Source organism: Streptomyces sp. NPDC032721, from assembly GCF_055579625.1.
Genome location: NZ_JBVIMX010000013.1, coordinates 52,518 through 76,825, shown reverse-complemented (window position 1 = coordinate 76,825; position 24,308 = coordinate 52,518). Strand labels below are relative to the sequence as shown.

At 73.8% G+C, this 24,308-nt stretch carries 15 protein-coding genes; 8 read left to right on the top strand and 7 right to left on the bottom strand.

What is annotated here, in order from left to right; translation table 11 throughout:
- Positions 1-25: 25 nt before the first annotated feature.
- The 3 genes from ACZ5PB_RS26460 to lanKC all read right to left on the bottom strand — a co-directional run bounded on the left by ACZ5PB_RS26460 (position 26) and on the right by lanKC (position 4,866).
- The gene (locus ACZ5PB_RS26460) at positions 26-1,780 is read right to left on the bottom strand and encodes an ATP-binding cassette domain-containing protein (RefSeq protein WP_468694247.1); all 1,755 of its coding nucleotides are present in this window, start codon (positions 1,778-1,780) and stop codon (positions 26-28) included.
- 172 nt (positions 1,781-1,952) lie between these two features.
- A complete protein-coding gene (locus tag ACZ5PB_RS26455; protein ID WP_468694246.1) occupies positions 1,953-2,084 on the bottom strand; it encodes a SapB/AmfS family lanthipeptide in 132 nt (43 codons plus the stop codon).
- Between the two features lies 1 nt (position 2,085).
- Positions 2,086-4,866, bottom strand: a complete 2,781-nt coding sequence (lanKC, locus tag ACZ5PB_RS26450) for a class III lanthionine synthetase LanKC (RefSeq protein WP_468694245.1) — start codon at positions 4,864-4,866, stop codon at positions 2,086-2,088.
- Between the two features lie 206 nt (positions 4,867-5,072).
- Between lanKC and ACZ5PB_RS26445 the strand changes: the two genes are divergently transcribed.
- From ACZ5PB_RS26445 to ACZ5PB_RS26415, 7 genes are all read left to right on the top strand, one after another.
- Positions 5,073-5,318 carry a DUF6479 family protein gene (locus tag ACZ5PB_RS26445; RefSeq protein WP_468694244.1) on the top strand — a complete coding sequence of 82 codons (246 nt, stop codon included), beginning with the start codon at positions 5,073-5,075 and terminating at the stop codon, positions 5,316-5,318.
- Positions 5,319-5,763: 445 nt separating this feature from the next.
- Positions 5,764-7,104: an MFS transporter gene (locus ACZ5PB_RS26440; protein ID WP_468694243.1), complete on the top strand. Its 1,341-nt coding sequence runs from the start codon at positions 5,764-5,766 to the stop codon at positions 7,102-7,104.
- Between the two features lie 20 nt (positions 7,105-7,124).
- Positions 7,125-8,438 carry a non-ribosomal peptide synthetase gene (locus ACZ5PB_RS26435; RefSeq protein ID WP_468694241.1) on the top strand — a complete coding sequence of 438 codons (1,314 nt, stop codon included), beginning with the start codon at positions 7,125-7,127 and terminating at the stop codon, positions 8,436-8,438.
- Between the two features lie 194 nt (positions 8,439-8,632).
- Positions 8,633-12,061 carry a non-ribosomal peptide synthetase gene (locus tag ACZ5PB_RS26430; RefSeq protein ID WP_468694240.1) on the top strand — a complete coding sequence of 1,143 codons (3,429 nt, stop codon included), beginning with the start codon at positions 8,633-8,635 and terminating at the stop codon, positions 12,059-12,061.
- Positions 12,058-13,983 carry a non-ribosomal peptide synthetase gene (locus tag ACZ5PB_RS26425; protein WP_468694239.1) on the top strand — a complete coding sequence of 642 codons (1,926 nt, stop codon included), beginning with the start codon at positions 12,058-12,060 and terminating at the stop codon, positions 13,981-13,983. The genes ACZ5PB_RS26430 and ACZ5PB_RS26425 overlap by 4 nt, the downstream gene beginning before the upstream one ends.
- A 19-nt stretch (positions 13,984-14,002) precedes the next feature.
- A complete protein-coding gene (locus tag ACZ5PB_RS26420; RefSeq protein WP_468694237.1) occupies positions 14,003-15,943 on the top strand; it encodes an amino acid adenylation domain-containing protein in 1,941 nt (646 codons plus the stop codon).
- Positions 15,933-18,875 (top strand): condensation domain-containing protein, encoded by a 2,943-nt coding sequence (locus tag ACZ5PB_RS26415; RefSeq protein ID WP_468694236.1) that lies wholly within the window; start codon positions 15,933-15,935, stop codon positions 18,873-18,875. Before ACZ5PB_RS26420 ends, ACZ5PB_RS26415 begins: the two co-directional genes overlap by 11 nt.
- Positions 18,876-18,988: 113 nt before the next feature.
- Here ACZ5PB_RS26415 and ACZ5PB_RS26410 read toward each other — a convergent pair whose 3' ends face one another.
- Positions 18,989-20,350, bottom strand: coding sequence for an MFS transporter (locus ACZ5PB_RS26410; RefSeq protein WP_468694234.1), 1,362 nt, complete (start codon positions 20,348-20,350; stop codon positions 18,989-18,991).
- Between the two features lie 169 nt (positions 20,351-20,519).
- Here ACZ5PB_RS26410 and ACZ5PB_RS26405 point away from each other — a divergent pair, with 169 nt between their 5' ends.
- The gene (locus tag ACZ5PB_RS26405) at positions 20,520-21,092 is read left to right on the top strand and encodes a TetR/AcrR family transcriptional regulator (protein WP_468694232.1); all 573 of its coding nucleotides are present in this window, start codon (positions 20,520-20,522) and stop codon (positions 21,090-21,092) included.
- Here ACZ5PB_RS26405 and ACZ5PB_RS26400 read toward each other — a convergent pair.
- The 3 genes from ACZ5PB_RS26400 to ACZ5PB_RS26390 all read right to left on the bottom strand — a co-directional run bounded on the left by ACZ5PB_RS26400 (position 21,089) and on the right by ACZ5PB_RS26390 (position 24,302).
- Positions 21,089-22,465, bottom strand: coding sequence for a DHA2 family efflux MFS transporter permease subunit (locus tag ACZ5PB_RS26400; RefSeq protein WP_468694564.1), 1,377 nt, complete (start codon positions 22,463-22,465; stop codon positions 21,089-21,091). The two genes, ACZ5PB_RS26405 and ACZ5PB_RS26400, sit on opposite strands and share 4 nt — an antisense overlap.
- Positions 22,466-22,557: 92 nt before the next feature.
- The gene (locus ACZ5PB_RS26395) at positions 22,558-23,358 is read right to left on the bottom strand and encodes an ABC transporter ATP-binding protein (protein WP_468694231.1); all 801 of its coding nucleotides are present in this window, start codon (positions 23,356-23,358) and stop codon (positions 22,558-22,560) included.
- A gap of 14 nt (positions 23,359-23,372) precedes the next feature.
- Complete coding sequence (locus tag ACZ5PB_RS26390) at positions 23,373-24,302, bottom strand: FecCD family ABC transporter permease (protein WP_468694563.1); 930 nt, start codon at positions 24,300-24,302, stop codon at positions 23,373-23,375.
- Positions 24,303-24,308 lie beyond the last annotated feature (6 nt).

The following is a 24,308-nucleotide window of genomic DNA, read 5'->3' as shown; positions in this document are numbered from 1 at the left end:
CGACGCGACCCGTCGTCAGCGCCCTTCACCCCTTCTCCCCCGCTCCGCCGCCCACGGCGAAGACCTCCCGGTAGGCGGGCTGCTCCCACAGGGTCCGGTGCGTGCCCACGCCCCGTATCCGCCCTTCCTCCAGCCACACCACCACGTCCGCCCGTGCGGCCGACGAGAGGCGGTGGGCGACCACCAGCCGGGTGCAGGGGCCGAGGTCCCGTGCCAGAGCCTGCTCGACGCGGCGTTCCGTCGCGGTGTCCAGGCTCGACGTCGCGTCGTCGAGGATCAGCAGCCGTCCCGCGTGGGCGAACGCCCTTGCCAGCCCCAGGCGTTGGAGCTCTCCGCCGGAGAGCGGGGCCGCGTGGGGAGGGGTGTCGTACCCCTCGGGCAGCCGTGCGACGAACTCGTCGGCCCCGGCCGACACCGCCGCCGCCCGCACCTCCTCGGCCGAGGCCGTCCGCGCGCCCGACGCGAGGGCCGCGCCCAGCGAATCCCCGAAGAGCGCGGGCCGCTCGAAGGCGTACCCGACCTCCCGGCGCAGCTCCCCCTCGCGCAGTTCGGGCAGCGGTACGCCGTCCAGGAGCACGAGCCCCTCGTCCGGATCGCACAGCCGCCCGGCCACCGCCGCCAACGACGACTTGCCCGCCCCCGACCGGCCGACGACGGCCGCTGTCGTCCCGCCGGGCACCACCAGATCCACCCCGGCGAGCACCCGCTTCCCGTCCCGTACGAGACTCACGCCGCGCAGTTCGAGGGTGCCGGGGGCGGCGGCCTCGGCCTGGGCCCGTCCGTACGCCGTCTCCGGCAGCTCCAGCACCTCCGCCGCCCGCCGCCCCGCCGTACGGCTGCGCACCAGTGTGCCCAGGAGGCCCGCCACCGCGCCGATGCCCGCGGCGAGCGCCGCGTACCGGGAGGCGGCGAGGAGTTCGCCCACGCTCGTGCGGCCCGTCACCACCCCGAACCCGCCGACCGCCACCACGGCCGTCGTCAGGAGCGGCAGCAGCACCCCGCTGCGGGCCACGGCGCGGCCGTGCACCTCCCACATGCGCGCGCCCTGGACGCCCAGTTCGGGCAGCGGGGCGAGTATCCGGGCGCGTTCGCGGGCGTGCGTGCCCGCGGCCGCGATGCTGCGGGCCCCGGCGAGGGCTTCGGCCAGCCGGGACGCGAGCGTGGACTGCACCTGCTGATAGCGGGCCACGCTGTCGGAGGAACCGGTCGCGAACGCGCGCAGCACCAGCAGGAGCAGTGGCAGTCCCGCCACGAAGGCCAGGGCACACCACGGGTCCACCAGCGCCAGTGCCACCAGTGCCCCCACCGGGGCGAGCACGGCGGCGGCGAGTCCCGCGGCGGCCCCGGGCGCCGCTCCGGCCTCGGTCGCGTTCGCGGCCAGCCGGGTGGCGGCGTCGCCGGGCGAGAAGCGGGCGGCGGCGGTCCGGGGCGGTGCGGCGAGCAGCCGGGACACCCCGCGGGTGCGCAGCCACGCGGTCGAGCGGGCCTGCGCGGTTCCGGCGAACAGTGCCTCCGCCGCCTCCAGCAGTACCTCGGCGGCCACCAGTACGGCACACAGCGCGAGCCACCGCCCGGCCGCCGGATCACGGGCCAGCAGCAGGTCCAGGGCCCGCCCGACCGCCGCGGGCGCGGCCACGGCCGCCGCCGCCCCGAGCGCGGACGCGGCGAACACCCCTGCCGCACGGCCCTTGTTGCGGCGCGCCATGGCGAGCAGCAGACGGTCGCCGGGGGCGGCGGGGCGGGGTCCGTTCCGGCCCGAGGTCCTCGTCGGGGACGACAACAGCACACGCTCTCCTTTTCGCGCCACAGGCCCCGCACGGAGAAGTCCCGTGCGGGGCCCGGTCGGCGCGCATCAGCCCTGCGCGGTCCTGGACCGACGGCCGGCGCTTGGTGCGTCGTCGTCAGTCACGGACTGGCGTCAGTCGCAGACGGGCGTCAGTTGCACTCGGGCGTCAGTTACAGGTGGTGAGGCTCAGGCTGCTGTCGCCGCAGAGCAGCAGGCTCGCCCGGCTGCCACCCGTCTCGACGTCGCCGAACGCCTCTTCCTTGGGGGTCTCCATCGACTGGAGGTCAAGAACGCTCATGTCATTTCCTCTCATTGGGGACGGTGTCTTTCTGTACGGCCCCGGAAAGGGGCCGGCTCGTGGGCCGCCGGAGCGGCGGCAGGAAGGGCAGCTGCGCGGCGGGCGTCCGGGCGTCGCCGGACAGCTCTTCGTCGGAGGGTTCCTCGCCGCACGCCGCCGCAAGGGCCAGCAGGCAACCGGCAGTGCCGGTCGCGAAGTCCATGGAGAGTCGCATCATCTGCTCGCCGGGGAAGGCGAGTTGGCCCTGGTACGGGACGGCGTGCCAGGCCAGCGCGTCGATCTGGCCGCGTACGTCGGCGGGCCGGGTGCCCGGACCCCCGGCGGTGGTGCGGCTCAGGTGCAGCACCATGCCCGCCGCGCCCCTGAACAGGCCCGGCTGCGCGTAGAAGGACGCCTGCGCGGCGGCCACGATCTCCCGCTGTGCCCGGGCGAACTCGCCCTCGCCGGGTTCGGGCCGGTGCGCGAGGTAGTCGTCGAGCACCATCCCGATGCCGACGCTGCCCGCGCCGAGGTACGGCATGGTGCGCCAGCCCTCGTTCACCTGGAGCGCACCCCCGGCGCCGCGTACGCAGCGAGCCAGGTCGCGGCGGAGTGCGTCGGCCGCGAGATCGAGCAGCGCGGTGTCCTTGGTCCGCTCGTACAGCCGGATCAGCAGCAGCGCGCCGCCGCTGTTGCCGTGCAGCAGCCCGGCTCTGGCGGGTTCCGGGCGGGGCCGGGCCACCAGTTCGGCGCAGCGCAGTGCCGCCTCGTGCAGGGTCTGCTCGCCGGTTGACGTACCGAGCGCGTCGAAGGCCAGGCCGAGTCCCGCGAGGCCGCTGTGCAGATCGGGGGAGAGGTCTTCCCAGGGCTCGGCGAGGGCGATCTCGGCGAGTTCCAGGGCGGGGGCGCGGTGGCCGAGCAGGTCCAGCGTCCAGGCGAGGCCCGCCAGGCCGTCGTAGAAGCCGAGCGGGGTGCCCGAGGCCGGTTCCTTGGTACGGGCGAGCAGCCATTCCTCGCCCGGCTCGTGGCGCCCGGCGCCGCTGGCGTGCAGCGCGTACAGGACGCCTGCCGTGCCGTATCCGAAGCTCTGCCCGCCGCCCACCGTGGCGAACTGGGCGATGTCGCCGGGGAAGCAGCGGTCCTCGCGGCCGGGTGTGGCGGAGGAGAGGATCGCGCGGGTCAGCGAGTCGCGGCTGCGGGGCCAGTCGCCGGGGTGGACCGGGAGGTAGGGCCGGGAGTGACGGGCCGGGGCCGGTATCCGGTCCGCCGGTGCCGGTGTCCGGTCCGCCGGGGCCGGTATCCGGTCCGCCGGGGCCGCGAGCGCCGGTACGGGCGCTGTCACGGCCCGGGCTCCGGCCCCCGCCACCGGCTCCCGCAGGATCTCCTCCACCGCTTCCCGCAGGAAGCCTTCGGGGACCGGGAAGCGGTCCGCCGCGATCTCCGCCAGGTGCGTCGCCTTCGCGCGGTCCAGGGCGAGGAGGCTGGTCATGGGTATGAAGAGGGCCAGCCGCAGACAGGCCAGCGCGAACCGGTCGACATCGAATCCGCGCCGGTCCGCGGGGGCCACGAAGGCCGGGTTGGCAATGGTCTGCCGCCGGTTCTCGACGGCGGGCAGGGCTGCCTCGAAGTCGAGCAGCACGACCTTGGACTCGTCCTCGCAGACCATCACATTGAACAGGTGCAGGTCGTTGAAGACGATCCCGCGCCCGTGCACGGCGGCCACCGCCTCCTCCACCAGCCCGTGGATGCGCAGCGCCCAGGCCGTGTACTCGGCGAGCCGTTCCGGGCCCGGGTCCGCCTCGATCAGCGGGTGGCGGCGTGCGAAGAAGGAGTTGAGGGGCTTGCCCTCGATGAACTCCATCACCAGGAAGTGGTGTTCGCCCAGCACGAAGCTGTCCAGCACCTCGGGGGTGCAGCCCAGCCCCGACAGCCGCTCCAGCGCCTCCTGCTCGCGCTTCAGGCGGGCCACCGCGTCGGCGCCGTCGGCCGCCAGCCCCGCGTACGGCCTGCCCTCCTTGAGAACGACCTTCGCCCCGCTCCGTGTGTCGGTACCGACGTACACCCCGCCCCCGTTGGAGAAGTGCAGGGCCTTGTCGATCGTGTACGGGATGTCGGTGACGCTCGCCGAGTTCCGCGCCCGGGCATGGGGCCGCAGCCACTCGGGGAGCGTCACCCAGTCCGGCGTACGGAAGGAGGGGCCGCGCACATCGGGCACCAGGACGCCGTCCGGGTCCTCCAGTGCGGGCCGCATCTCGCCCTGCTCGTCGTAGCAGTTGCGCCGGGTGAAGCTGCCGTAGCGCAGATGGACCGGGCCCGCCCCCCAGCGCAGATCGCTGAGGACATACGGTCCCTTCTCTCCGGCCAGGAGCGCGTCGAGGTCCTCCGCGATGGTGCGGCACTGTGCGTCGTCGGCCGGGTAGACGGTGATGAACTTGCCGCTGGCGCTGCGGTCGGCGTACTTCGCGTTGCGGGTGTGCAGCAGATACCGGCTCGGTACGAACTTGAAGGCGATGGAGCGCGGAACGCAGTACTCCATCACCCGGGCCAGCACCGACTCGGCGTTGTCCAGACAGGCCGACACATGGATCTTCCAGCCCTGTGAAGGCAGTGAAGCCGTCACCGGTCGCAGCGCGAGCCAGTCCCCGGACCGGTGCCGCTGCCACCCTTCGGGCACCGGGAGCAGGGCGGCGGCGTACTGGCCGCTGTCGGACGTACCGGGGGCCGGTGTGCCGTGCTGCACCCGGTGGGGCGCGTCGTAGAAGTGCCGGTCCGCGTCGCAGAACACGGCGTACCCCTTGTTCACGCGCACTCCTTCGCCCTCGTTCGCGGCCTCGCCCTGATGACGGACCGACACTTTCACGCGGTGTGAAGGGCCCGACAGTCACCGTTGTCACCTTCCATCCGTGCAGAACGCACAGGTAACACGCGGGACGCGAGTGCGGATGCGCCATCCGAGGGGCAGGGGGCGACAAGTGATATAGGGCGCGACCTGGGGGGTAGTCGCAGTGGATGAACACTCCGAGCCCCGCAGTCCTCAGCCCACTCGCCGTAGAGGGGTCCCACGTGTTGTGGGTCCTGGTGATCGGCCTCGTCGTCGCCGCGGTCCTGCTCATCGCCTTCTGGTACGGCAGCAAGCGCGCCTCCCGGCACCGGGCGAACCTGCCCCGCGACCCACAGGCGGGCGCCGATTCCTGGCAGTCGCCGGACGAGTCGACCCACCCGCACGAGGGCGACGACCACGGCCCCCGTCGCTGAGCACCGCCCAGCGGAACACCCGAACCACCCGAACCACCCGAACCACCGGAACCACACGAACCACCGGGGCGCCGCCCGAGCACACCGCCGGGCGGCGCCCCTTCTTCCTGCGTACGCACGGAACCGGCTCTACGCCCACCTCCACCCGAACACCCCGTATCGCTACACACGGTGTCGTGTCGGTCAACTCGGGACGCATTTACGGCTGTTGGGGTTCCTGGATCCGGCTAAGCTCCGTATGGAGTGACTATTTTCGGACATCTGTGCGCACGGCGGTACTGGGCGGCTCAAAACCCACGGATGAATCCGCCGGTTGCGGCCACGAGCCGTGCGCACCATGGCCTCTCGCATCCGCAGTTCATCTGCAAGTCGCTCACATCTGCCATAAAATTTGCGGAACTTGGGCCCCTGAGCCGGATATTCGACTGGAACTATCCCCTTTGCTTTGACTCTTGATCTTTGCCTGGTGAAGGTCGTGCACATGCCCTCCTCGCCACGAGCCGCTTCCGGCGGCCTGCTTCGCCTGCGTGACTTCCGCCTGTTGCTGGCGGGAGCGGCGGCCAGTCAGGTGGGCGCCCAAGTCACCTTGGTCGCCCTGCCACTTGTGGCCGTCCTCGAACTGAAGGCACCCGCCTTCCAGGTGGGACTGCTCACCGCGGCCGAGACCGCCGCCTTCCTGCTCATCGGCCTGCCGGCCGGTGCCTGGGTGGACCGGATGCGCAAAAGGGCGCTGATGATCAGGGCCGACCTGGTGCGCGCCGCCGCGATGGCGAGCGTGCCGCTGGCCGCGGTCGGCGGCGTGCTGACGATGGTCCAGCTGTATGTGGTGGCGCTGGTCACCGGCGTGGCCACGGTCTTCTTCGACGTGGCCCACCAGAGCTATCTGCCCCAACTCCTGCCCAGGGAACAGCTGGTGTCGGGCAACGGAGCCCTGGAGACGGTCCGTTCCTCCGCCCAGGTGGCGGGGCCAGGACTGGGCGGCGGGCTGGTGCAGCTCATCGGGGCGCACCTCGCGATCGTGGCCGACGCGATCGGCTACGCGGTCTCCGCGCTGTTTCTGATGGCGATACGGAAACCGGAGAGCAAGCCCGAGCCCGTGCCGGGGGCGTCGCTGCGCAAGGACGTCGCGGAAGGGCTGCGGTTCGTGCTCGGCCATCCGCTGCTGCGGGTCATCGCAGGGGCGACCGGGCTCGCGAACTTCTTCAGCGCGATGCTGATGGCGACCCAGACCGTGTTCCTCGTGCGGGTGCTCGGCATCCAGCCCGGCATCCTCGGGCTGATGCTGGCGGCCTCGGCCGTCGGCGGGCTCGCGGGGGCGGTCTGTGCGGGCCGGCTGGCCGGGCGGTTCGGCCAGGGGCGCGTCATCTGGCTGGCACCGCTGGTGTCGGGGCCGTTCGCGCTGCTCTGGCCGCTGTCGGGGAAGGGGGCCGCCGCCGCGCTGTTCGCGGTGGCGTCCGGGGCGGTGTTCTTCGGCGCGGTGGTCTACAACGTCGCCCAGGTCAGCTTCCGCCAAATGCTGTGCCCGCCCCGGCTGTTGGGCCGGATGAACGCCACGCTGCGCTTCATGATGTGGGGCACGCTGCCGCTCGGCGCCCTGGCCGGCGGTGCGATCGCGGACGGGTTCGGGGCGCGGGCCGCGCTGTGGGTGTGCGCGGCGGGCTTCCTCGTCGTACCGCTGCCCCTGCTCCTTTCGCCGCTGCGGAAGATGCGGGACCTGCCGGACGACGACTCCCGAGGCGTTCCCGGGGAAGAGCGCGCGGCCGAGGCCGCCGCCGTCAACGAATGACCTATTCGAGAGAGGATCTCGTGCACTCCAGCATCACCGGTCAGTATCTGACCCGTTATCAGCGTCTTGTCGCGGAGCGCGAAGTGGGGCAGGAGGGCGGGCTGTTGCCCGTCACCGGGGCCCAGCGTCGCTTCGTCCTGGTACGTGCCATGGACCCGGCCGGGCGGCCGGACACCGTACCGATGTTCTTCGCGTTCCCGCGCGGCACCGTGGACCCGGTACGGCTGCGGTCCGCCGCCGGGTACCTCGCGGCCGTCCATCCCGCGCTGCGCTCCCAGGCGCACGTGGTCCGGGGCACTCCGGTGCTCCGGCCCGCCCGGCCCGACGTCCCGGTGACGGAGGTGACTCGCGTACTCGGGGAGGACGTGCGCGACGCACTGCGCCGGGCGGTCGGCGCGTGGACCGCCGACGGGCCGCCGCTGCGGCTGTTCCTGGCGTACGACGACGAGAACCCGGCCGGGGCCGAGGAAGTGCTCGCCGTCGTGCTCGACCACGCCGCCTGCGACGGTCAGTCGCTCGCCCGGATCGTCGAGGAACTGGGCACCGCCTACCGGGACCGGCTCGGCCCTCAGGACGCGTCGCCCGCCCAGGTCGGCGCCGAACTCGCCGCCTACCGCGAGGCCGTACTGCTCCAGCTCGACGCCGAGCACCGGTCGAGCTCGCCCGACGCGCTGGCGTACTGGGGCGAGCGGCTGCGGGCCGTACGGGAGCGCGCCCCGAAGCCCGCCGTACGGGACGGGAAGCGTGCCGTACTGCCGAGCGGGGCAGCCGAACTGGTCATCCCGTCCGACCAGTTGGGGCTTCCCTTCGCCACGCTCCTTGATGCCTGCCGGGCCGCGGCCGGGGTGCTGTACGGGGCGGAGCAGGTGCCGCCGATCGGGTATCCGTGGGGCGGGCGTCCGGCAGCCGCCGCGCCCGTGCTCGGCTGCTTCCTCAATACGGTGGCCTTCCCCGCCGCCACCGGTGAGCTGCGGCCTGGCCCCGACACGACGGCCACCCAGTGGTGGGACGACCTCGACCGGGCCGACACGCCCTTCGACGAGGTCGTACGGGCGGCCAGGGCGGCGGGATCCAGCTGGTCCGGGCAGCTCGACGGCCTGCTGACCGTGGACGACGCCCGGCGGCGCCCGGCGCTGCGGCTGGACGGCGTGAGGGGCCGCGAGGTGCAGGTCGAGGGCCGGGCGGTACGGGCGCCGTTCGCGGTGTCGGTCGTCCAGGGCCCCGAAGTGGAGCTGCGGATGGTCTGGGACCGGGCCGTGCTCGACGACGACGCGGCGCAGGAGGCGTTCGCGGCGCTGTGCGGGGAGCTGCGGACCGCGATTCCCGTGGGCTAGCGCCTGCCCGCGCACCTCCAGTACCTCCTGTACCTCCCGTACCCCCTGCTCTCCTCCCTCAGTACCTCACCGCCCGGTGGCGGCCCGCGCGATCCGTGGGCCGGCCGGGGCACCGCCCGGGCGGCGGGCACGACCGTACCCTCCGCCCTCCCTGTCACGCCCGAACATCCGACCCGACAACCCAAGGGATCGCCATGCTCCCCCTCTCCTCCTCGCAGGAGATCGTCTGGCTGCACGAGCAAGTGCAGCCGGGCAGCCGCGCGTACAACTTCACCGCCTCCCTCGATCTGTGGGGCTCCCTCGACACCGACGCCCTGCGCAAGGGCCTCGCCGCCACCCTGGCCAGGCACCCCGGCCTGCGGCTGGAACTCGTGCCCGTGCCGGGTGCGATGCCCGGTCAGCGGGTCGCCGACGTGTGCCCGCCCCGGCTGAACACCGTGGACCTGTCCCAGGAGGCCGACCCCGAGGCGGCGTTCCTGAAGCTGCTGCGCTCCGAGGCCGAGAGCCCGCTGGACACCTTCGAGGCGCCGCTGCTGCGCTGGACGCTGGTGCGGCTGGCCGGGGAGCACCACCGGCTGATCCACGTCGAGCACCATCTGATCCACGACGGGCACTCGTTCGCGATCCTGCTCGCGGACGTCTTCGGCGTCTACCGCGCCGAGGTGCTCGGCGAGGACTACGAGGTGCCCTCCGCCTCCTCCTACGCCGACCACGTCCTCGCCCAGACCGGTGCCGCGCACGCCGACGACGTACGGGAGGGGCTCGAATTCTGGACCGCCGAGCTGGCGGACGCCTCGTTCGACATGCCCCTGCCCGGTCTGACCAGGCCCGGCGCCCAGCGGCGGCACCACGGCGGGCAGCTCCGCCAGTCGATCGGCGCGGACCTCGCGGAGCGGCTGCGCGCGCATGCCAGGGAGCGCGGGCTGACCCCGTTCGCCACGCTGCTTGGGCTGTTCGCGGAGCTGCTGCGGCGGCACAGCGGGCGCACCGAGATGGTGGTGGGCACGGCCGTCGGCAACCGTCCGCCCGGCTTCGAGGACGCGGTGGGGATGTTCGTCAACACCATCCCGCTGCGGCTGCGGCTGGACCCGGACGCCCCGGCCCAGGACACCATGGACGAGGTGACGGACACGCTGGTGCGGGCGCTGCCGTACCAGGAGGTCCCGGTGCAGGAGCTGACCAGGGCGCTGGGCCGGCACACCTCGGGCGCGGACAATCCGCTGTTCGGCGTGATGTTCAGTGCGCACGACGCGGTGCTGCCGGACCTGGAGGTGCCGGGTCTTGAGGTCTCCCTGTTCGAGGGCTTCAACACCGGGACCACCCGCTTCGACCTCGACGTCGTACTGCTGCCGGACGACCGGCGCGGGGTCGGTCCCCGGCACGGGGCGGCGGGCATGACGATGGTGTGGGACTACGACGCCGATCTGTTCGGCGAGGACGTGGCGCGGCTGCTGGCGGGGCGGTTCCTCGATCTGGTGCGGGCGTATCTGGACGCGCCGGGTGCGGTGCTCGCGGAGCTCGCGCCGGTGGTGGTGGACGACTCGTCCGCGGTGGCGCCCGTGGTCACGTCGGGCGGCGATCCGCTCGATCCCGTGGCTGCCGTCGCCGCGCAGGACCCGTCGCTGCCCGCGCTGCTGATCGGTTCGCGGCGCATCACCTACGGGGAGCTCGACGCCCAAGTCGCTTCTCTGGCAACGCGGTTGACCGCTGCCGGGGTGACGGCGGGGCAGCCGGTCGCGACGGTGCTGCCGCGCGGTGTGGCCTCGGTAGTGACGCTGCTCGCCTGTCTGCGGACCGGCGCCGTGTACTGTCCGCTGTCGCCGTCGGACCCCCCGGCCCGGCTGGAGCTGCTGCTCGACCGGCTGCGTCCGGCGCTGGTGCTGGTCTCCGCCGATGCCGGTGCTGACGCCGAGGTGGCGGTTCCGGTACGGGAGGGACTGCCGACGGGCACGGTCGGGGACGCCGTACTGCCGCCCGCCGCACCGGGCGCGCGGGCCGTGCCCTCGGCCGCGTACATCATCCACACCTCGGGCTCGACCGGCGTTCCCAAGCCGGTCGCGGTCGGGCGTGGCGCGCTGCGCAACCATCTGACCGGTGTCGCCGACCGCTTCGCGCTGGCCGCCGGGGACCGCGTGCTGCTGTTCGCGCAGCCGTCGTTCGACGTGGCACTGGAGGAGGTGCTGCCCTCGCTGTACGCCGGGGCGTGCCTGGTGGTGCCGGAGGTCGAGGTGCCCACGGGCACCGAGCTGGCCCAACTCCTCGCCGCCGCACGGGTTTCCGTGGCCAACCTGCCCACCAGCTACTTCCTCGCCACCCGTGAGGACCTGCGGCCCGCACTGCGCGAGGGCCGGTGGACGCCGAGGCTCCTGGTGCTCGGCGGCGAGCGCATCCCGGCCGACGTGCTGCGCGGCTTCCTGGCCGATACGGGCGACGTGCGGGTGATGAACGCCTACGGCGTGACGGAGGCGGCGATCAGCTCCACCGTGTACGAGATCGACCCGGCGGCGCTGGCGGACGGGGCGGAGGTCCCCCTCGGCACCGAACTGCCCGGCGAGCGCGTCCACGTACTGGACCCGGGCCTGCGCCTGCTGCCGGACGGCGGAGTGGGCGAACTGGCCATCGCGGGGGCCGGGTTGGCGGAGGGGTACGTCGACAACCCGGAGACCACGGCGGCCCGCTTCGTGCCCGTACCGGCGCTGGGCGGCGAACGGGTCTACCTGACCGGCGACCTCGGCTTCCGGGGCCCGGACGGACTGCTGCGCTTCCTGGGCAGGCGCGACAACCAGATCAAACTGCGGGGCTACCGCATCGAGTTGGAGGAGGTGGAGGCGGCGGCGTCCGCGGTGCTCGGCGGGCGTTCGTGTGCCGTGGTGCTGGACAGGACGCCGGGCGGCGACCCGCGACTGGTCGGGTTCCTGGAGGGCGCGGGGGCGACCACCGACGAGCAGGCGCTGCACAGTGCGCTGAGCGAGCGGCTGCCCGGGGCGCTGGTACCGGGCCGGTGGATCGCGCTCGACACCATGCCGACCCTGGCGGGCGGCAAGCCGAACCGGGTGGCACTGGCCCGGCTGGCGGCGGAGCTGGAGCCGGCGGGCGGCTCGGCGGGCGGAGCGGGAGACGGCGCCCCGGTCGGGGCCGGAGCCCGGGTCGGGACCGCGTCCTCCGGGGCTGCGTCCTCCGGGGCCGGAGCCCAGGCCGGGGCTGCGTCCTCCGGGGCCGGGTCCTTCGGGGCCGGAGCCTCCGGAGCCGGAGCCCGAGCCGAGGCCGCGTCCTCCGGGGCCTCCGAGGCCGCGTCGCACGGGGCCGGGGCCGCTTCCTCCTCTTCCTCCGCGGCCGAAGCCCACGTGGACTCCCACCCCGACCTCACCCTGTCCGCCGACCCCTCCCTCGCCCTCCTCGCCGAGGGCTGGCGCGAGGTGCTCGGGCACGGGCGGTTCGCGGCGGACTCGCACTTCTTCCGCGTCGGGGGTCACTCCCTGCTCGCCGCGCAGCTCGCCGCCTGGCTGGAGCCGCGGCTCGGCGAACGTCCGCCGCTGCGACTGCTCTTCCGCAACCCGGTGCTCGCCGACCAGGCCCGCGCCCTCGCCCCCACCGCCACGACCGTACCGACGGAGTCACGATGACCGAGACCTTGCACGAAGAATTGACGGTACGTCAGGACGGCGTGGCAAGTGTCGTGCGGGGCGCGGCACTTGACCCCGAAACCCTCGGCGGTGTGCTCTCCCGCTACGAGGAGTGGGTGCGCCGTACACCCGACGCTCCCGCCGTGGTCGACGGTGAGCGTTCCTGGACGTACGGGCAGATCGACGCCGCTGCCGACGCCGTCGTACGGGCCTGGGACGGGCGGATCCGCCCCGGCGATCTGGTCGGTGTCTGCCTGGACCGTTCGGCGGCCCTCGTGGTGACGGCCGTCGCGCTGGCCAGGACCGGCGCCGTCTACCTGCCGCTCGGCCCGCGCCCCGGCGAGCGGCGGCTGGCCGCGGTCGGCGAGGACGTCGGGGTCGTGGCCCTGATCGGCGCGCCGGACGTACTCCCCAAGGACCGCCGCGAGGCGGCCGACGAGTGTCTGCGGCTGCCGCTGCCCGGCGAGGGCGCCAACGCGGCGTCCGAGGTCGTCATGACCCTCGCTCCGCCCGCGCCCGGCGCCCGCCCCGCCCTGCCCGGTTCCCTGTACGCCGTGCTGACCTCGGGCTCCACCGGGCGGCCCAAGGCCGTCGCCGTGGCCGAGCCCGCGCTGGCCGCGCTGCTCGCCTGGTTCCGCGAGGAGACCGGGATCCGTCCCGGTGACCGACAGTCGCTGCTGATCGGCGTCGCGTTCGACCCGCATGTGATGGAGCTGTGGGCCGGGCTGACCTCGGGCGCCGCGCTGGTACCCGCCCCCGACGCGGTCCGCTGGGACCCCGGCGCGCTCACCGACTGGTGGCGCGACGCCGCCGTGACCGTCGCGGTGACGGCCACGCCCATGGTCGAGCCGCTGCTCGACCGCCCCTGGCCCGCCGGTCTGGTGGTGCGCCACCTCTTCGTCGGCGGCGACCGGATGCGCCGTAGGCCAGGGCCCGACGTCACGGCCACCGTGCACAACGCCTACGGCCCCGCCGAGGCGACCGTCATCACCACCACCCACGCCATGCGGCCCACCGACGCCGATGTGCACGAGGACTCCGCGCCTCCGATCGGCGGGCCCCTGCCGGGCGTCACCCTCACGGTCACCGACGCGGCCGGGCAGGTCGTGCCGCGCGGCACGGACGGCGAACTGCGCATCGGCGGCGCACAGTTGGCGCTGGGCTATCTCGATCCCGCGCTCACCGAAAGCCGGTTCACCACGGGAGCAACGGCCTCGGCCGACGCAGCGGCGGACCGGATGTACCGCACCGGCGACCGGGTCCGCATGCGGCCCGACGGCGTCATCGACTTCCTGGGGCGGCTCGACGACCAGGTGAAGATCAGCGGCGTACGCATCGAACCGGCCGAGGTCGAGGCCGCGTTGGAGCAGGACCCCGCCGTGCGCAGCGCGGTCGTCGTGGCCCCCCGGGACGCCGAGGGCCGCGCACGCCTCGTCGCGTACGTACTCCCGGCCGCCGACGCCACCGCGACACCGGACGCGGACGCACTGCTGGCCGGGGTACGCGCCTGGCTGCCCGAGCAGGCGGTTCCCTCGGCGGTACGGATCGTGAGCGCGTTCGCGCTGGACGCCAACGGCAAGGTCGACCGGCCGGCCCTGCTGGCGAAGGAGGTGCCGCAGGCAGCGGACACCCCCGACACGACCGGCACGCCCGACAGCGCGGAGGCCGCCACCGGCACCCCGAGCGAACAGCTCGTCCTCGGCACGGTGCGCCAACTGCTCGCCCGTACCGACATCGCACTGGACGACAACTTCAGCGACGTCGGCGGCACTTCCGTCGTCGTGGCCCGGCTGCTGGCCAGGATCGAGCGGGAGACCGGAGTGCGGCTGCGCGCGCCGGAGATGCTGCGGCAGCCCGATCTGCGTGCGGTCGCCGCCGTACTCGACGCACGGTGCGCCGCCGCCCGAAGCGCGGAGGCCTGAGATGCCCGAGAGGAACTCCATGCCGGACCACAGGACCGATCTGCCCACCCTGCTCGCACGGCAGACCGAGCGGACCCCCGACGCGCTGGCCCTCGTCGACGGCGAGACCATGCTGACGTACCGTCAACTGACGGTAGCTGCACGTCATTTGGCCTCGATCCTGCACGACCGTGGCATCCGTCCCGGTGACATCGTGGCACTGCTGACGCGGCGCTCCGCCCGTACCGTCGTCGCCCAGCTCGCGCTGTGGCGGGCGGGTGCGGTGTGCGTCCCGCTGGACCCGGCGCACCCGCGTGCCCGTACCGAGGCGATGCTCGCCGACTCCGGGGCCAAGCTGACCGTAGGCGACGACGAGCTGCTGGCAGCCGCGGCGGACGGGATCGGCCCGAGCCTGGCGCTGGACGCGGACGTGCTGTCGTACGCGAACGAAGACGCGAGCCCCGCGACAGCGACAGGTACAGGTACAGGTACAGGTACAGGTACAGCGGGGACGGATACCGGCCCCGGTCCCGGTCCCGACGCCGCCGCCTTCCTCATGTTCACCTCCGGCTCCACCGGCCGCCCCAAGGGCGTCGCCGTCCCGCACGGTGCCGTCGCCGAGCTGGTCACCGACCCGGCGTACGTCACCGTGACCGCACGGGACCGGGTGCTGCTGCACTCGCCCGCCACCTTCGACGCCTCGACCTTCGAGGTGTGGGTCGCCCTCGCGAACGGTGCCGCCGTCGTGGTCTGTCCCGCCGAGCGGCCGTCCTTCGAGGACCTGGTCCAGGAGGTGGAGCGGCACGGCGTCACCGTCGCCTTCTTCACCACCGCCCTCTTCCACCAGCTCGCCGCCCGCCGCTCGCGGGTGTTCGCGCTGCTCAGGACGGTGGTGGTGGGCGGCGAGGCGCTGTCGGCGCAGCACGCCAGGTCGGTGTTGCGGCCCTTCCCGTGGCTGGAGCTGGTCAACGGTTACGGGCCGACCGAGACGACCACCTTCGCCACCGCGCACCGCGTCACCGACGCGGACTGCGACGGCCCGGTGCCCATCGGCCGCCCGGTCGCGGGAGCGAGCGCCCATGTCCTCGACGCGAACGGCGCACCCGTCCCGGCGGGCGCGAAGGGCGAACTGTGGGTCGGCGGCACCCGGCTGGCCCACGGCTACGTCGGACAGCCCGCGCTGACCGCCGAACGGTTCGTGGCGCACCCGACGCTCGGTCGCCTCTACCGCACCGGCGACGTCGTCTCGGCCCGCCAGGACGGGGCCCTCGACTACCACGGGCGTACGGACGACCAGGTCAAGGTGCGCGGCCACCGCATCGAACCGGGCGAGATCGAGCACATCCTGCGGAACATGGCCGAGGTCGACGACGCGGCCGTGACGGTGCGCCGGCCCACCCCCGACGACGCGCGGCTCGCCGCTTTCGTGGTCGGGGCGGCAGGGGCGGCGCCGGGTGCGGAGACCTTGCGCGCCCAGCTCGCGGACCTGCTGCCCGCCCATCTCGTACCGGACGAACTGACCGTCGTGGAGCGGCTGCCGCTGACCTCGACCGGCAAGGTCGACCGGCGTGCGCTCGCCGCACTCGACCCGGCGACGGTGACGGCGGCGGTGACCCCGACGGCCGACACCGCTGCCGCTGCCGCTGCCCGCACCGAGCCGCTGACCCCGCTCCAGCAGGCCGTCGCCGAGGTGTGGGCGCGCTCGCTGGAGTGCGAAGTGGCCTCCCCCGACGACGACTTCATCGCCCTCGGCGGCCACTCCCTGCTCGCCCTCGTCATCACCGACGACCTCCGCGAGGACCTGGGCGTCGAGGTGTCGCTCGCGGACTTCTTCGCCGCACCGACCGTGGCCGGGCACGCCGCCCTGGTCGAGCGCGCGCTGCTGAGCGCCCACGCCGACCTGCCGCACCTGCCCGCCGCCACCTCTGCCCCTGCCCCCTCTTCCCACGCCGACGCGCCGGAGCACTCCGATGTCCACTGACACCTCCCCCGCCGCCCTCCAGGAAGAGTTGCTGCGCCGCGCCAGGGCCCGCACCGCAGCCCGGACGACGGCGACGACCACCACTCCGGCCGAGCCCTCCACCGGTCCCGCCCCTCTCTCGCACGCCCAGCGCCGCATGTGGCTGATGGACCGGCTCGGGCACCGCAGCGGGGTCTACAGCGTGCCGTTCGCGACCCGGCTGGCCGGACCGCTCGACCTGGACGCGCTCGGCGAGGCGCTCACCACGCTGGTCGAGCGCCACACGATCCTGCGCACCCGGTACGGGCACCACGACGACGTGCCGTACCAGGAGACCTGCCCGACCCCGCGCCCGTACCCGGTCCGTGTGGTCGACACGGACCACACGGACGGAGAGGAGGGGTACGCGAGCCTGCTGGCCGCCGAGGCGCGCCTGCCCTTCGACCTCTCCGAGGGCAGTGCGCCGCGCGCGCTGGTGCTGCGGCACGGCCCCGAGGACCACACGGTTCTCCTGACGTTCCATCACATATCCCTGGACGGTGGTTCGCTGGAGACCGTCTCCGACGAGCTCGGCCAGTTGTACGCGGCAGCCGCGCGCACCGCCGTACCGTCCCGGCAGCCGGACCCCTCGCCCCCGCAGTACGCGGACTTCGCCCGGCGCGAGCACGCGTACGCGGGCCGGGCCGACGGGCCGCTCGCCCGGGGTCTCGACCACTGGGCCGACCGCCTCGCCGGGGCCGCGCCGCCCGCGTTCCCCCGCCCCGCCGAAGCCCCCGCCGACCTGGCCTCGCGGCCGTCGGCCACCCGCCTCGTACCCCTCGGGGCTGAGGTGCTGCCCGCTCTGCGCGAGGCGGGCCGGGCGCGCCGGGCGACGCTGTTCACCGTGCAGCTGGCGGCGGCGTTCGCCGCGCTGCACCGGCTGACCGGCGGGAACGACCTGGTCATCGGCTGTGCGGCCGATTACCGCGAGGGTCAGGCGATGCGCGGGCTGGTGGGCCTGTGCGTGAACACGCTGCCGGTACGGGTGGACCTGTCGGGCGACCCCGGGTTCGGGGCGCTGGTCGAGCGCGTACGGGAAGCCCTGCTCGACGCGCAGCAGCACCGCGAGGTGCCGTACGACCTCATCACGGAACGGCTCGGCGCCGCGGCGCGCGGCAGCGACGGCAGCGCTCTGGTGCGGGTGACGTCCGACGTCCTGGGCGATCCCACCGCGCTGCGACTGCCGGGCCTGCGCGCCGAACCGGTCGAAGTCGCCCTGGGCGAGGCCAAGTTCGACCTGACGTTCGCCCTGGTGGACACCGACGCTCCGGCGGGTCTGGTCCAGTACGGGCGGGCCGCGCTGGACGACGCGACGGGGACGGCACTGGGGCAGGCCTTCGCCGACCTGCTGACGGCGGTGGCCGCCGACCCCGACCGCCGGCTCTCGACGCTGCCGGGCCTGCCGGACGTACCGCGTCCGCAGGGAGACCCCGGGCAGCCCGAAGCCTCTCCCCACCGCGCCGAGGCCGCGCTCCGCGCCCATCCCCGGATCGCCGAAGCCACCGTGGTCGACCCGCCCGGCGGGCCCCTCCTCGCGTACGCCGTCGCGCACGACCACCGCGCCGTGCCGTCCCCCGCGGAGCTGCGCGCCGGGCTCCGGGCGGCGCTCGCCCGGGAGTCGGTGCCCGTCGCGGTGGTCCTCCTGGACGCGATGCCGCGCACGGCGGACGGCACGCCGGACACCACCCGGCTGCCCGGCGCTCCGGTCGCTCCGGCCGCCCCCTCGGCTCCGGTCCTCTCCGGTCCGCACGCCGAGGCCGTCACGGCGGGCTTCGCCCACCTCCTCGGCCGCCGGCCCGCGCCCGACGACGACTTCTTCACCCTGGGCGGGCACTCGCTGGCCGCCGTCCAGCTCGCCGAGCGGCTGCGGACCGCGCTCGAACTCCCGCTGACCGGGCTCGACATCATGGAGGCCCGCACCCCGCGCGCCCTCACCGCGCTGCTCGACACCCGTGCGGCGGCCCGGCGTGCCGCGTCGGCACCGCGCGCCGCAGCGAAGTCGACCGCGAGGCGTTCCGGGACCGTTCTGGTCACCGGCGGTACGGGTGGTGTGGGCGCCTTCGTGCTGCGCGAACTCGCGGCCCTCGGCAGGCCGGTGCTCGCGCTGGCCCGTCCCGAGTCCGCGCACCTGGTGCCCGAGGGCGACGGCATCGAGGTGGTGGCGGGCGACCTGGCCGACCTGGACAGCCTGCGCGCGGCGGTCGCAGGGGCGGACGCGGTGATCCACGCCGCCTCCACCTTCACCCGTCCCGAGGTGGACGTGGCGGCGATGCGCGCGATGGTGGAGGCCTGGCGCGGCGGCCCGTTCGTCTTCGTCAGCAGCGTGGACGCGTACGGGCACCCGGCGGACGCGTGGGTGGCCGAAGAGGCGCCGTCCCGCGCGCCGTTGAGCCCGTACGGGCAGGCGAAGACCGAGTGCGAGCAGCTCCTCCTGCGCGCGGCGGGCACCGAGGGCCGGGGCGGCGCGAGCGTGGTGCGTTCCCCGATCGTCTGGGGCGCGCACGACCGGCTGCGCGACCAACTCCGCTGGGGCGCGACCGGGTTGCTCTACCAGGCCGCCGCCCACGACCGCCCGATCACCCTGCCCGCGCCGGGCACCGGCGGCCACGACTGGTACGGCGCGCCGTGGGTGCACGCCGCCGCGCTGGCCCGCGCCGTGACCGCGTGCCTGAGCGCCCCGGTCCACGGCGTCGCCAACGCGGTGAGCGGGCACGTGAGCTGGCCGGAGCTGACCGATCTGCTCCGCGACCTGCTGGACAGCCGGAGCGAGGTCGGCCACACCGCCGAGGTCCACCCGGACCTCGACCACCACTGGCACTACCGCGCGGACCGCCTGAGCACGGCACTGCGACCGCAGCCGGGCGAGGACCTCCGTACGGTACTGGGCGAGATGGTGAAGCCGACCACCGGCTGACGCTCGGTCAGCATCCGCCACCCGCGACCGGGGTGGCCGCCTCGCCACTCAGCGCCGAGGCGGCCACCCCAGTCAGCTTTGCCCGGCCCACAGCGCCACTCCTGCCCTCTCCCTCAGCCCTTCCCGCCCCGCCCCGCCGTCCGCCCCACCGCGAGCGCCGCGCCGAGGCCCGCCACCACGGCCACCACCGCGCCGGCCCGCATCGCCGACGCCCCGTCCGGGCTCACCGCCCACGCGGCGGCGCCGGCCGCCGAGCCCATGGCGATGCCGAACTGCCGCAGCAGGTTCGTCGTGCCGGAGACCATGCCGAGCCGCGCCTTGGGCGCGCTGCCCATCGCGAGGGACTGGGCCTGGGCGTTGGTCAGGCCGAAGCCGAGGCCGATGACCGCCAGCCGCCAGGCCAGGTCGGCCGGGCCCCAGTGGCCGTCGGCCACGAGCAGCAGGGCAACCCCGGCCGTGACCAGTACCGTCCCCGCCAGCGCCACCCGCTTCGCGCCCTGGGCCAGGTGGTCGGCGAGGCGTCCGCCGAGCACGCTCGCCACGCCCGCCGCGAGCGGTAGGCACACCATCACCAGGCCGTTGGCGGCGGGTGCCACGCCCAGTTCGCGCTGGAGGAAGAACGGCACCAGGAACATCACCGCGAACACCGCCAGATAGCCGCCCAGGATCACCAGGTGCGGCCCGCCCACCCCTCGTACCGCCAGCACCTCGCGCACCGAGCGGGACTCGCGGCTGCGGCTCCAGGCCCAGCACAGCGGCACGGCAAGCAGGGCGAGCAGCAGCCACTGGGGCGCCCGGTGCTCGGAGGCCAGGGTCAGGGCGAGCAGTACCGCCGTGGCGCCGCTGCCCAGGGTGAGGGCCTCGATCAGCCAGGACGCGCGGGGCAGCGGCAGGCGCGGACCGCGCGGCAGCTGGCGGGCGACGACCACCAGGACCACGGCCACGACGGGCACGTTCACGTAGAAGATCGCGGGCCAGCCGAACGCCTCGACCAGCTGTCCGCCCGCCACCGGGCCCGACACCCCGCCCAGCGTGCCGAGCAGCATCAGCAGGCCGAAGGCCCGGCCGCGCGCCTCGGGGCGCACGGCTATCGCGGGCAGCACCCCGGACAGCGACATCATGATCCCGCCGAAGAAGCCCTGGAGCACCCGGAAGGCGATGAGCCACCCCACGCCAGGCGCCAGCCCGCACGCGATGCTGGCCAGTGCGAAACCGACCCCGCCGAGGGTGATCACGCGCCGGGGATCGGCGGTGTCCACCCAGCGTCCGGTGCCCAGCGCGAAGGCGATCAGGGGTACGAGGTAGCCGAGTCCCACCCACTGCACGACGGCGGTACTGGTGTGCAGATCGCCCTCGATGACGGGCAGCGCCACCCCGACGATCGTGGCGTCCAACTGGGCGATGAACACGGCAAGACCGGCGGCCACCACCAGCCACCACCGATCGCGCCGCTCCGGGGCCGGACCTGCGGCCACCCGCCCCTCCTCAGCCGCCGACACCTTCACTGGAGCCTCCTCCTTCGCGTCAAGCACGAGAACGGGCTCAAGCGGAAGATGTTCCGCTTGAGCCCGGTCAGGGTAAGCGGAGGCTCCTCCGCTTAGCAAGGAGTCCCTGGTCACACCCATGGGTGGGTACGCTGTCGAGGTGCCCGAACGTGCAGACGCGGCCCAGAACCGCCGGAAGATCCTCGACGCAGCGGCCCGCCTCCTCGATGACGAGGGGCCGGCCGGGCTCTCCCTGGAGGCCGCCGCCAAGAAGGCGGGCGTCGGCGTCGGCACCGCGTACCGGCGTTTCGCCAACCGCGCGGGCCTCATTCACGAGCTCATCAACGACAACGAGGCCCGCTTCCAGGAGTGGTTCGCGCAGCACGGGGAGCTCGAACCCCTGGAGCAGCTGCGGCAGTTCCTGCACGGCCTGGCCGAACTGCTCGATTCGCACCGCGAGTTGCTTCTGCTGGCCGAGAGCAGCGAACCGGCGGCCCGCTTCCGGGGCCCCAGCTTCGAGCGCCACCACGGCCAGGTGCACGACCTGATCTCCCGCATCGCCCCCGGCACGGACGCCGACTACCTGGCCGACCTCGCCCTCATGGCGTACACGCCCTCCCTCTTCGACCACCAGCGCCACGGGCGCGGCTGGCCGCTGGCGCGGGTGAAGGCGGGGCTGGATGCATTCGTGGACCTGCTGGCACCCCCGCCCCACACTTCGCCGTCGCCCTAGGGCTTCCGTCGGCCCGCATGCGTACGGGGAAGCCTCGTGGCTCCCAGCGCGGCGAGCAGGCAGAAGCCGAGCACCCACCAGAACGTGTCGGCGAACGCCTGGGCGACGCCGTCCGGGCCCTGGGCGCCGAGCCGGTTCTGCAGGATGACCGCGAGGGCGGCGGTGCCGACCGAACCGCCCACCGTGTTGAGCATGTTGAGCGCACCGGCCGCGCGCGGGAGCTGGGCGGGTTCGATGCGGCTGTAGACGATGTTCATGATGGGCGCGCCGACCATGGCCATCCCGACACCCCGGACCGCGAGCGCCGCGACAATCACCAAGTCCGGTGGCTGATGGCCGAGTTGGGTGAACGGGACGGTGCCGACGAGGATCAGTACGATGCCGGTGACGACGAGGTTCCGCGGGGCGACCTTGTCGATCGTACGGTTGACGATGATCGAGCCCGCCGCGGCGCCGAGCCCCTGCGGTGCGAGCAGCAGTCCGGCTTCCCAGGCGGTGAGGCCCCGGCCGGTCTGGAAGTACAGCGGCAGCAGGAACATCGTGCCGAACACGGACGCGCCCAGCACAACCAGTGCGAGGGCCGCCGCGCCGAAGGGCGGTCGGGTGAAGAGCCTGGGGTCGACCAGCGGGGTGCCCTTGGTGCGCAGTCCGTGCACGGTGAAGGCGATGAGCATCGCGACGCCCGCCGTGATGCCGATGGTGGCGGGCAGCGTACGGCCGTGGGCCACTTCGGTCAGCCCGTAGACCAGTACGGCAAGACCCGGCGAGAGCAGTACCGCGCCGCGCAGGTCGAAGGCCGTGCGCTGCGGGGCGGGCGGGACCACGGGGACGTACCGGCGGGCGAGCAGGATCGCGGCGGCCCCGATCGGCAGGTTCACCAGGAACAGCCACTGCCAGGGTGCGACGGCGAGGATGGAGCCGCCGGCCAGCGGGCCGAGCACCGGGGAGAGCAGCGGTACGACGGCGACGATGCTGATCACCCGCCCGGTGCGGCCGGGTCCGGCGACGCGGGCGAGCAGGGCCTGCCCGGTCGCGGGGAGCAGTCCGCCGCCGAGGCCCTGGACCACCCGGAACACGATCAGGCTGTTCGCCGACCAGGCCAGTGCGCAGAGCACGGAGCCGAGCAGGAACACCCCGATGGCGACCAGCCAGGTGCGGCGTCCGCCGAACCGTCCGGCCAGCCAGCCCGACGCGGGTACGGCGGCCACGACGGCCAGCAGGTACGCGGTGGATATCCACTGGATCTGCGCGACCGAGGCGCCGAACTCACCGGCCAGGGTGTCGATGCCGACGCTGACGATCGTGGCGTCCACCGTGGCCATGAAGGTGCCGAGGACCAGGATGAAGGCGACGCGCAGGAGGTGGGCGTCGATCCGCTCGGCAGGCGGCGTGCCGCTCCCCGCCGCGCCGGTCGGCCCGGTCGGTCCTGCCGGTTCTGCCGGTTCTGCTTTCTCGCTCACCTGGTTCACGTTCCTTGCAGGGTCGGGACGACCATCGGGGTGTTCGTCACCGGGTCCGGGACGATGAGGCTCGGCAGGTCGAACACCTCCTTGATCAGGGCGGCGTCCACGACGTCCGAGGGGACGCCCTCGGCGACCACCCGGCCGTCCTTCATGGCGACCAGGTGGTCGGCGAACCGGCACGCCTGGTTGATGTCGTGCAGCACGGCGATCACCGTGCGGCCCTCGTCGCGCAACTTGGCCAGCAGGCCGAGGAGTTGGTACTGGTGCGTGATGTCGAGGAACGAGGTGGGTTCGTCGAGGAGGAGGTACGGGGTCTGCTGGGCGAGGACCATCGCCATCCAGACCCGCTGGCGCTGGCCGCCGGAGAGTTCCTGTACGGGCCTCTCGGCCAGGTCGGCGACGCCCGCCGCGGCCATCGCCTCCGCCACGGCCTCCCCGTCGTCGGGCGACCAGAGGGCCAGCATCGACTGGTGCGGGAAGCGTCCCCGGCCGACGAGCTGGCGGACCTTGATGTCGTCCGGGGCGAGCGGGTCCTGCGGCAGGAAGCCGAGCTGCTTGGCCAGGGCCTTGGCCGGGTAGCCGCCGACCTCGCGGCCGTCGAACTCCACCTGCCCGGAGTCCGGGCGCAGCAGCCGTACCAGCGACCTCAACAGGGTTGATTTTCCACAGGCGTTGGGGCCCACGATGGCGGTGAACGCGCCGTCGGGGACGTCGAGGCTCAGCCGGGTGGAGACCACCCGGTCCCCGTAGCGCAGGGTGAGGTCCCGCGCGGTCAGACGTGCCTCGGTACCGGGTGTACTCATGCGACCGGGTGTACTCATGCGCGCCGCACCTCCTTGGTAAGCAGCCAGATCAAGTAGCAGCCGCCGATCGCGGTGCTCACCACGCCGACGGGCAGCGCGACGGGGGCCAGCAGCATCTGGGCGATCAGATCGGCGCCCAGCAGCAGTACGGACCCGGTCAGCGCGGCGGGCAGCAGCGGCACTCCCGCCGCGCCCGCGAGGCGGCGGCCGATCTGCGGGGCGGCCAGCGCGATGAACGCGATCGGGCCCGCCACCGCGGTCACGGTGGCCGTGCACCCGACACCGGCCAGCACCATCAGCAGCCGCAGCCGGTCGAGCCGCACCCCGGTGGCCACCGCGACGGCGTCACCCAGCGAGGCCTGGTGCATGGCGTGCGCACGGGTGGCCATCAGGGCCAGCAGTACGCCGATGACCGCGAACGGGATCCCCAGGTCGCCCCAGCCGACACCGTTGAGCGAGCCCGCGCTCCAGCCGACCGCGGCGATGGCCACTTCCAGGTCGGCGCGCAGCACGATCCACGAGTTGACCGCGGTCATCATCGCGTTGAGGGCGAGGCCGATCACCACGAGGCGCAGCCCCGAGAATCCGCGTTCGTACGAGAGGAAGTAGATCGCGGCAGCCACCAGCAGCCCGCCGAGCACCGAACCGGTGGCCAACTGGGCCGACGTACCGGAGAACACGGTGAGGGCGAGCAGCGCGCCGGTGTAGGCGCCCGCGTCGAGGCCGATGACGTCCGGGCTGCCCATCGGGTTGCGGGTGAGGTTCTGGAAGAGGGCTCCGGCGACGCCGAGGGCGGCGCCGAAGACCAGTGCGGCCAGGACCCTGGCGAGCCGCCAGTCGGAGATGACGACGGAGCGCTCGGCTCCGGTCAGTACGGCGAACACCCGGCCGGGAGTGGACCAGGTCGCCCCGTAGCAGAGCCCGAGCAGGCCGAGGCCGAGCATCAGGAC

Coding starts and splice junctions, on each gene's coding strand:
- ACZ5PB_RS26455 (WP_468694246.1), bottom strand. CDS start 2,084: ATGAGCGTTCTTGACCTCCAGTCGATGGAGACCCCCAAGGAAGAGGCG.
- ACZ5PB_RS26445 (WP_468694244.1), top strand. CDS start 5,073: ATGAACACTCCGAGCCCCGCAGTCCTCAGCCCACTCGCCGTAGAGGGG.
- ACZ5PB_RS26430 (WP_468694240.1), top strand. CDS start 8,633: ATGCTCCCCCTCTCCTCCTCGCAGGAGATCGTCTGGCTGCACGAGCAA.
- ACZ5PB_RS26425 (WP_468694239.1), top strand. CDS start 12,058: ATGACCGAGACCTTGCACGAAGAATTGACGGTACGTCAGGACGGCGTG.
- ACZ5PB_RS26420 (WP_468694237.1), top strand. CDS start 14,003: ATGCCGGACCACAGGACCGATCTGCCCACCCTGCTCGCACGGCAGACC.
- ACZ5PB_RS26415 (WP_468694236.1), top strand. CDS start 15,933: ATGTCCACTGACACCTCCCCCGCCGCCCTCCAGGAAGAGTTGCTGCGC.
- ACZ5PB_RS26395 (WP_468694231.1), bottom strand. CDS start 23,358: ATGAGTACACCCGGTACCGAGGCACGTCTGACCGCGCGGGACCTCACC.
- ACZ5PB_RS26390 (WP_468694563.1), bottom strand. CDS start 24,302: ATGCTCGGCCTCGGCCTGCTCGGGCTCTGCTACGGGGCGACCTGGTCC.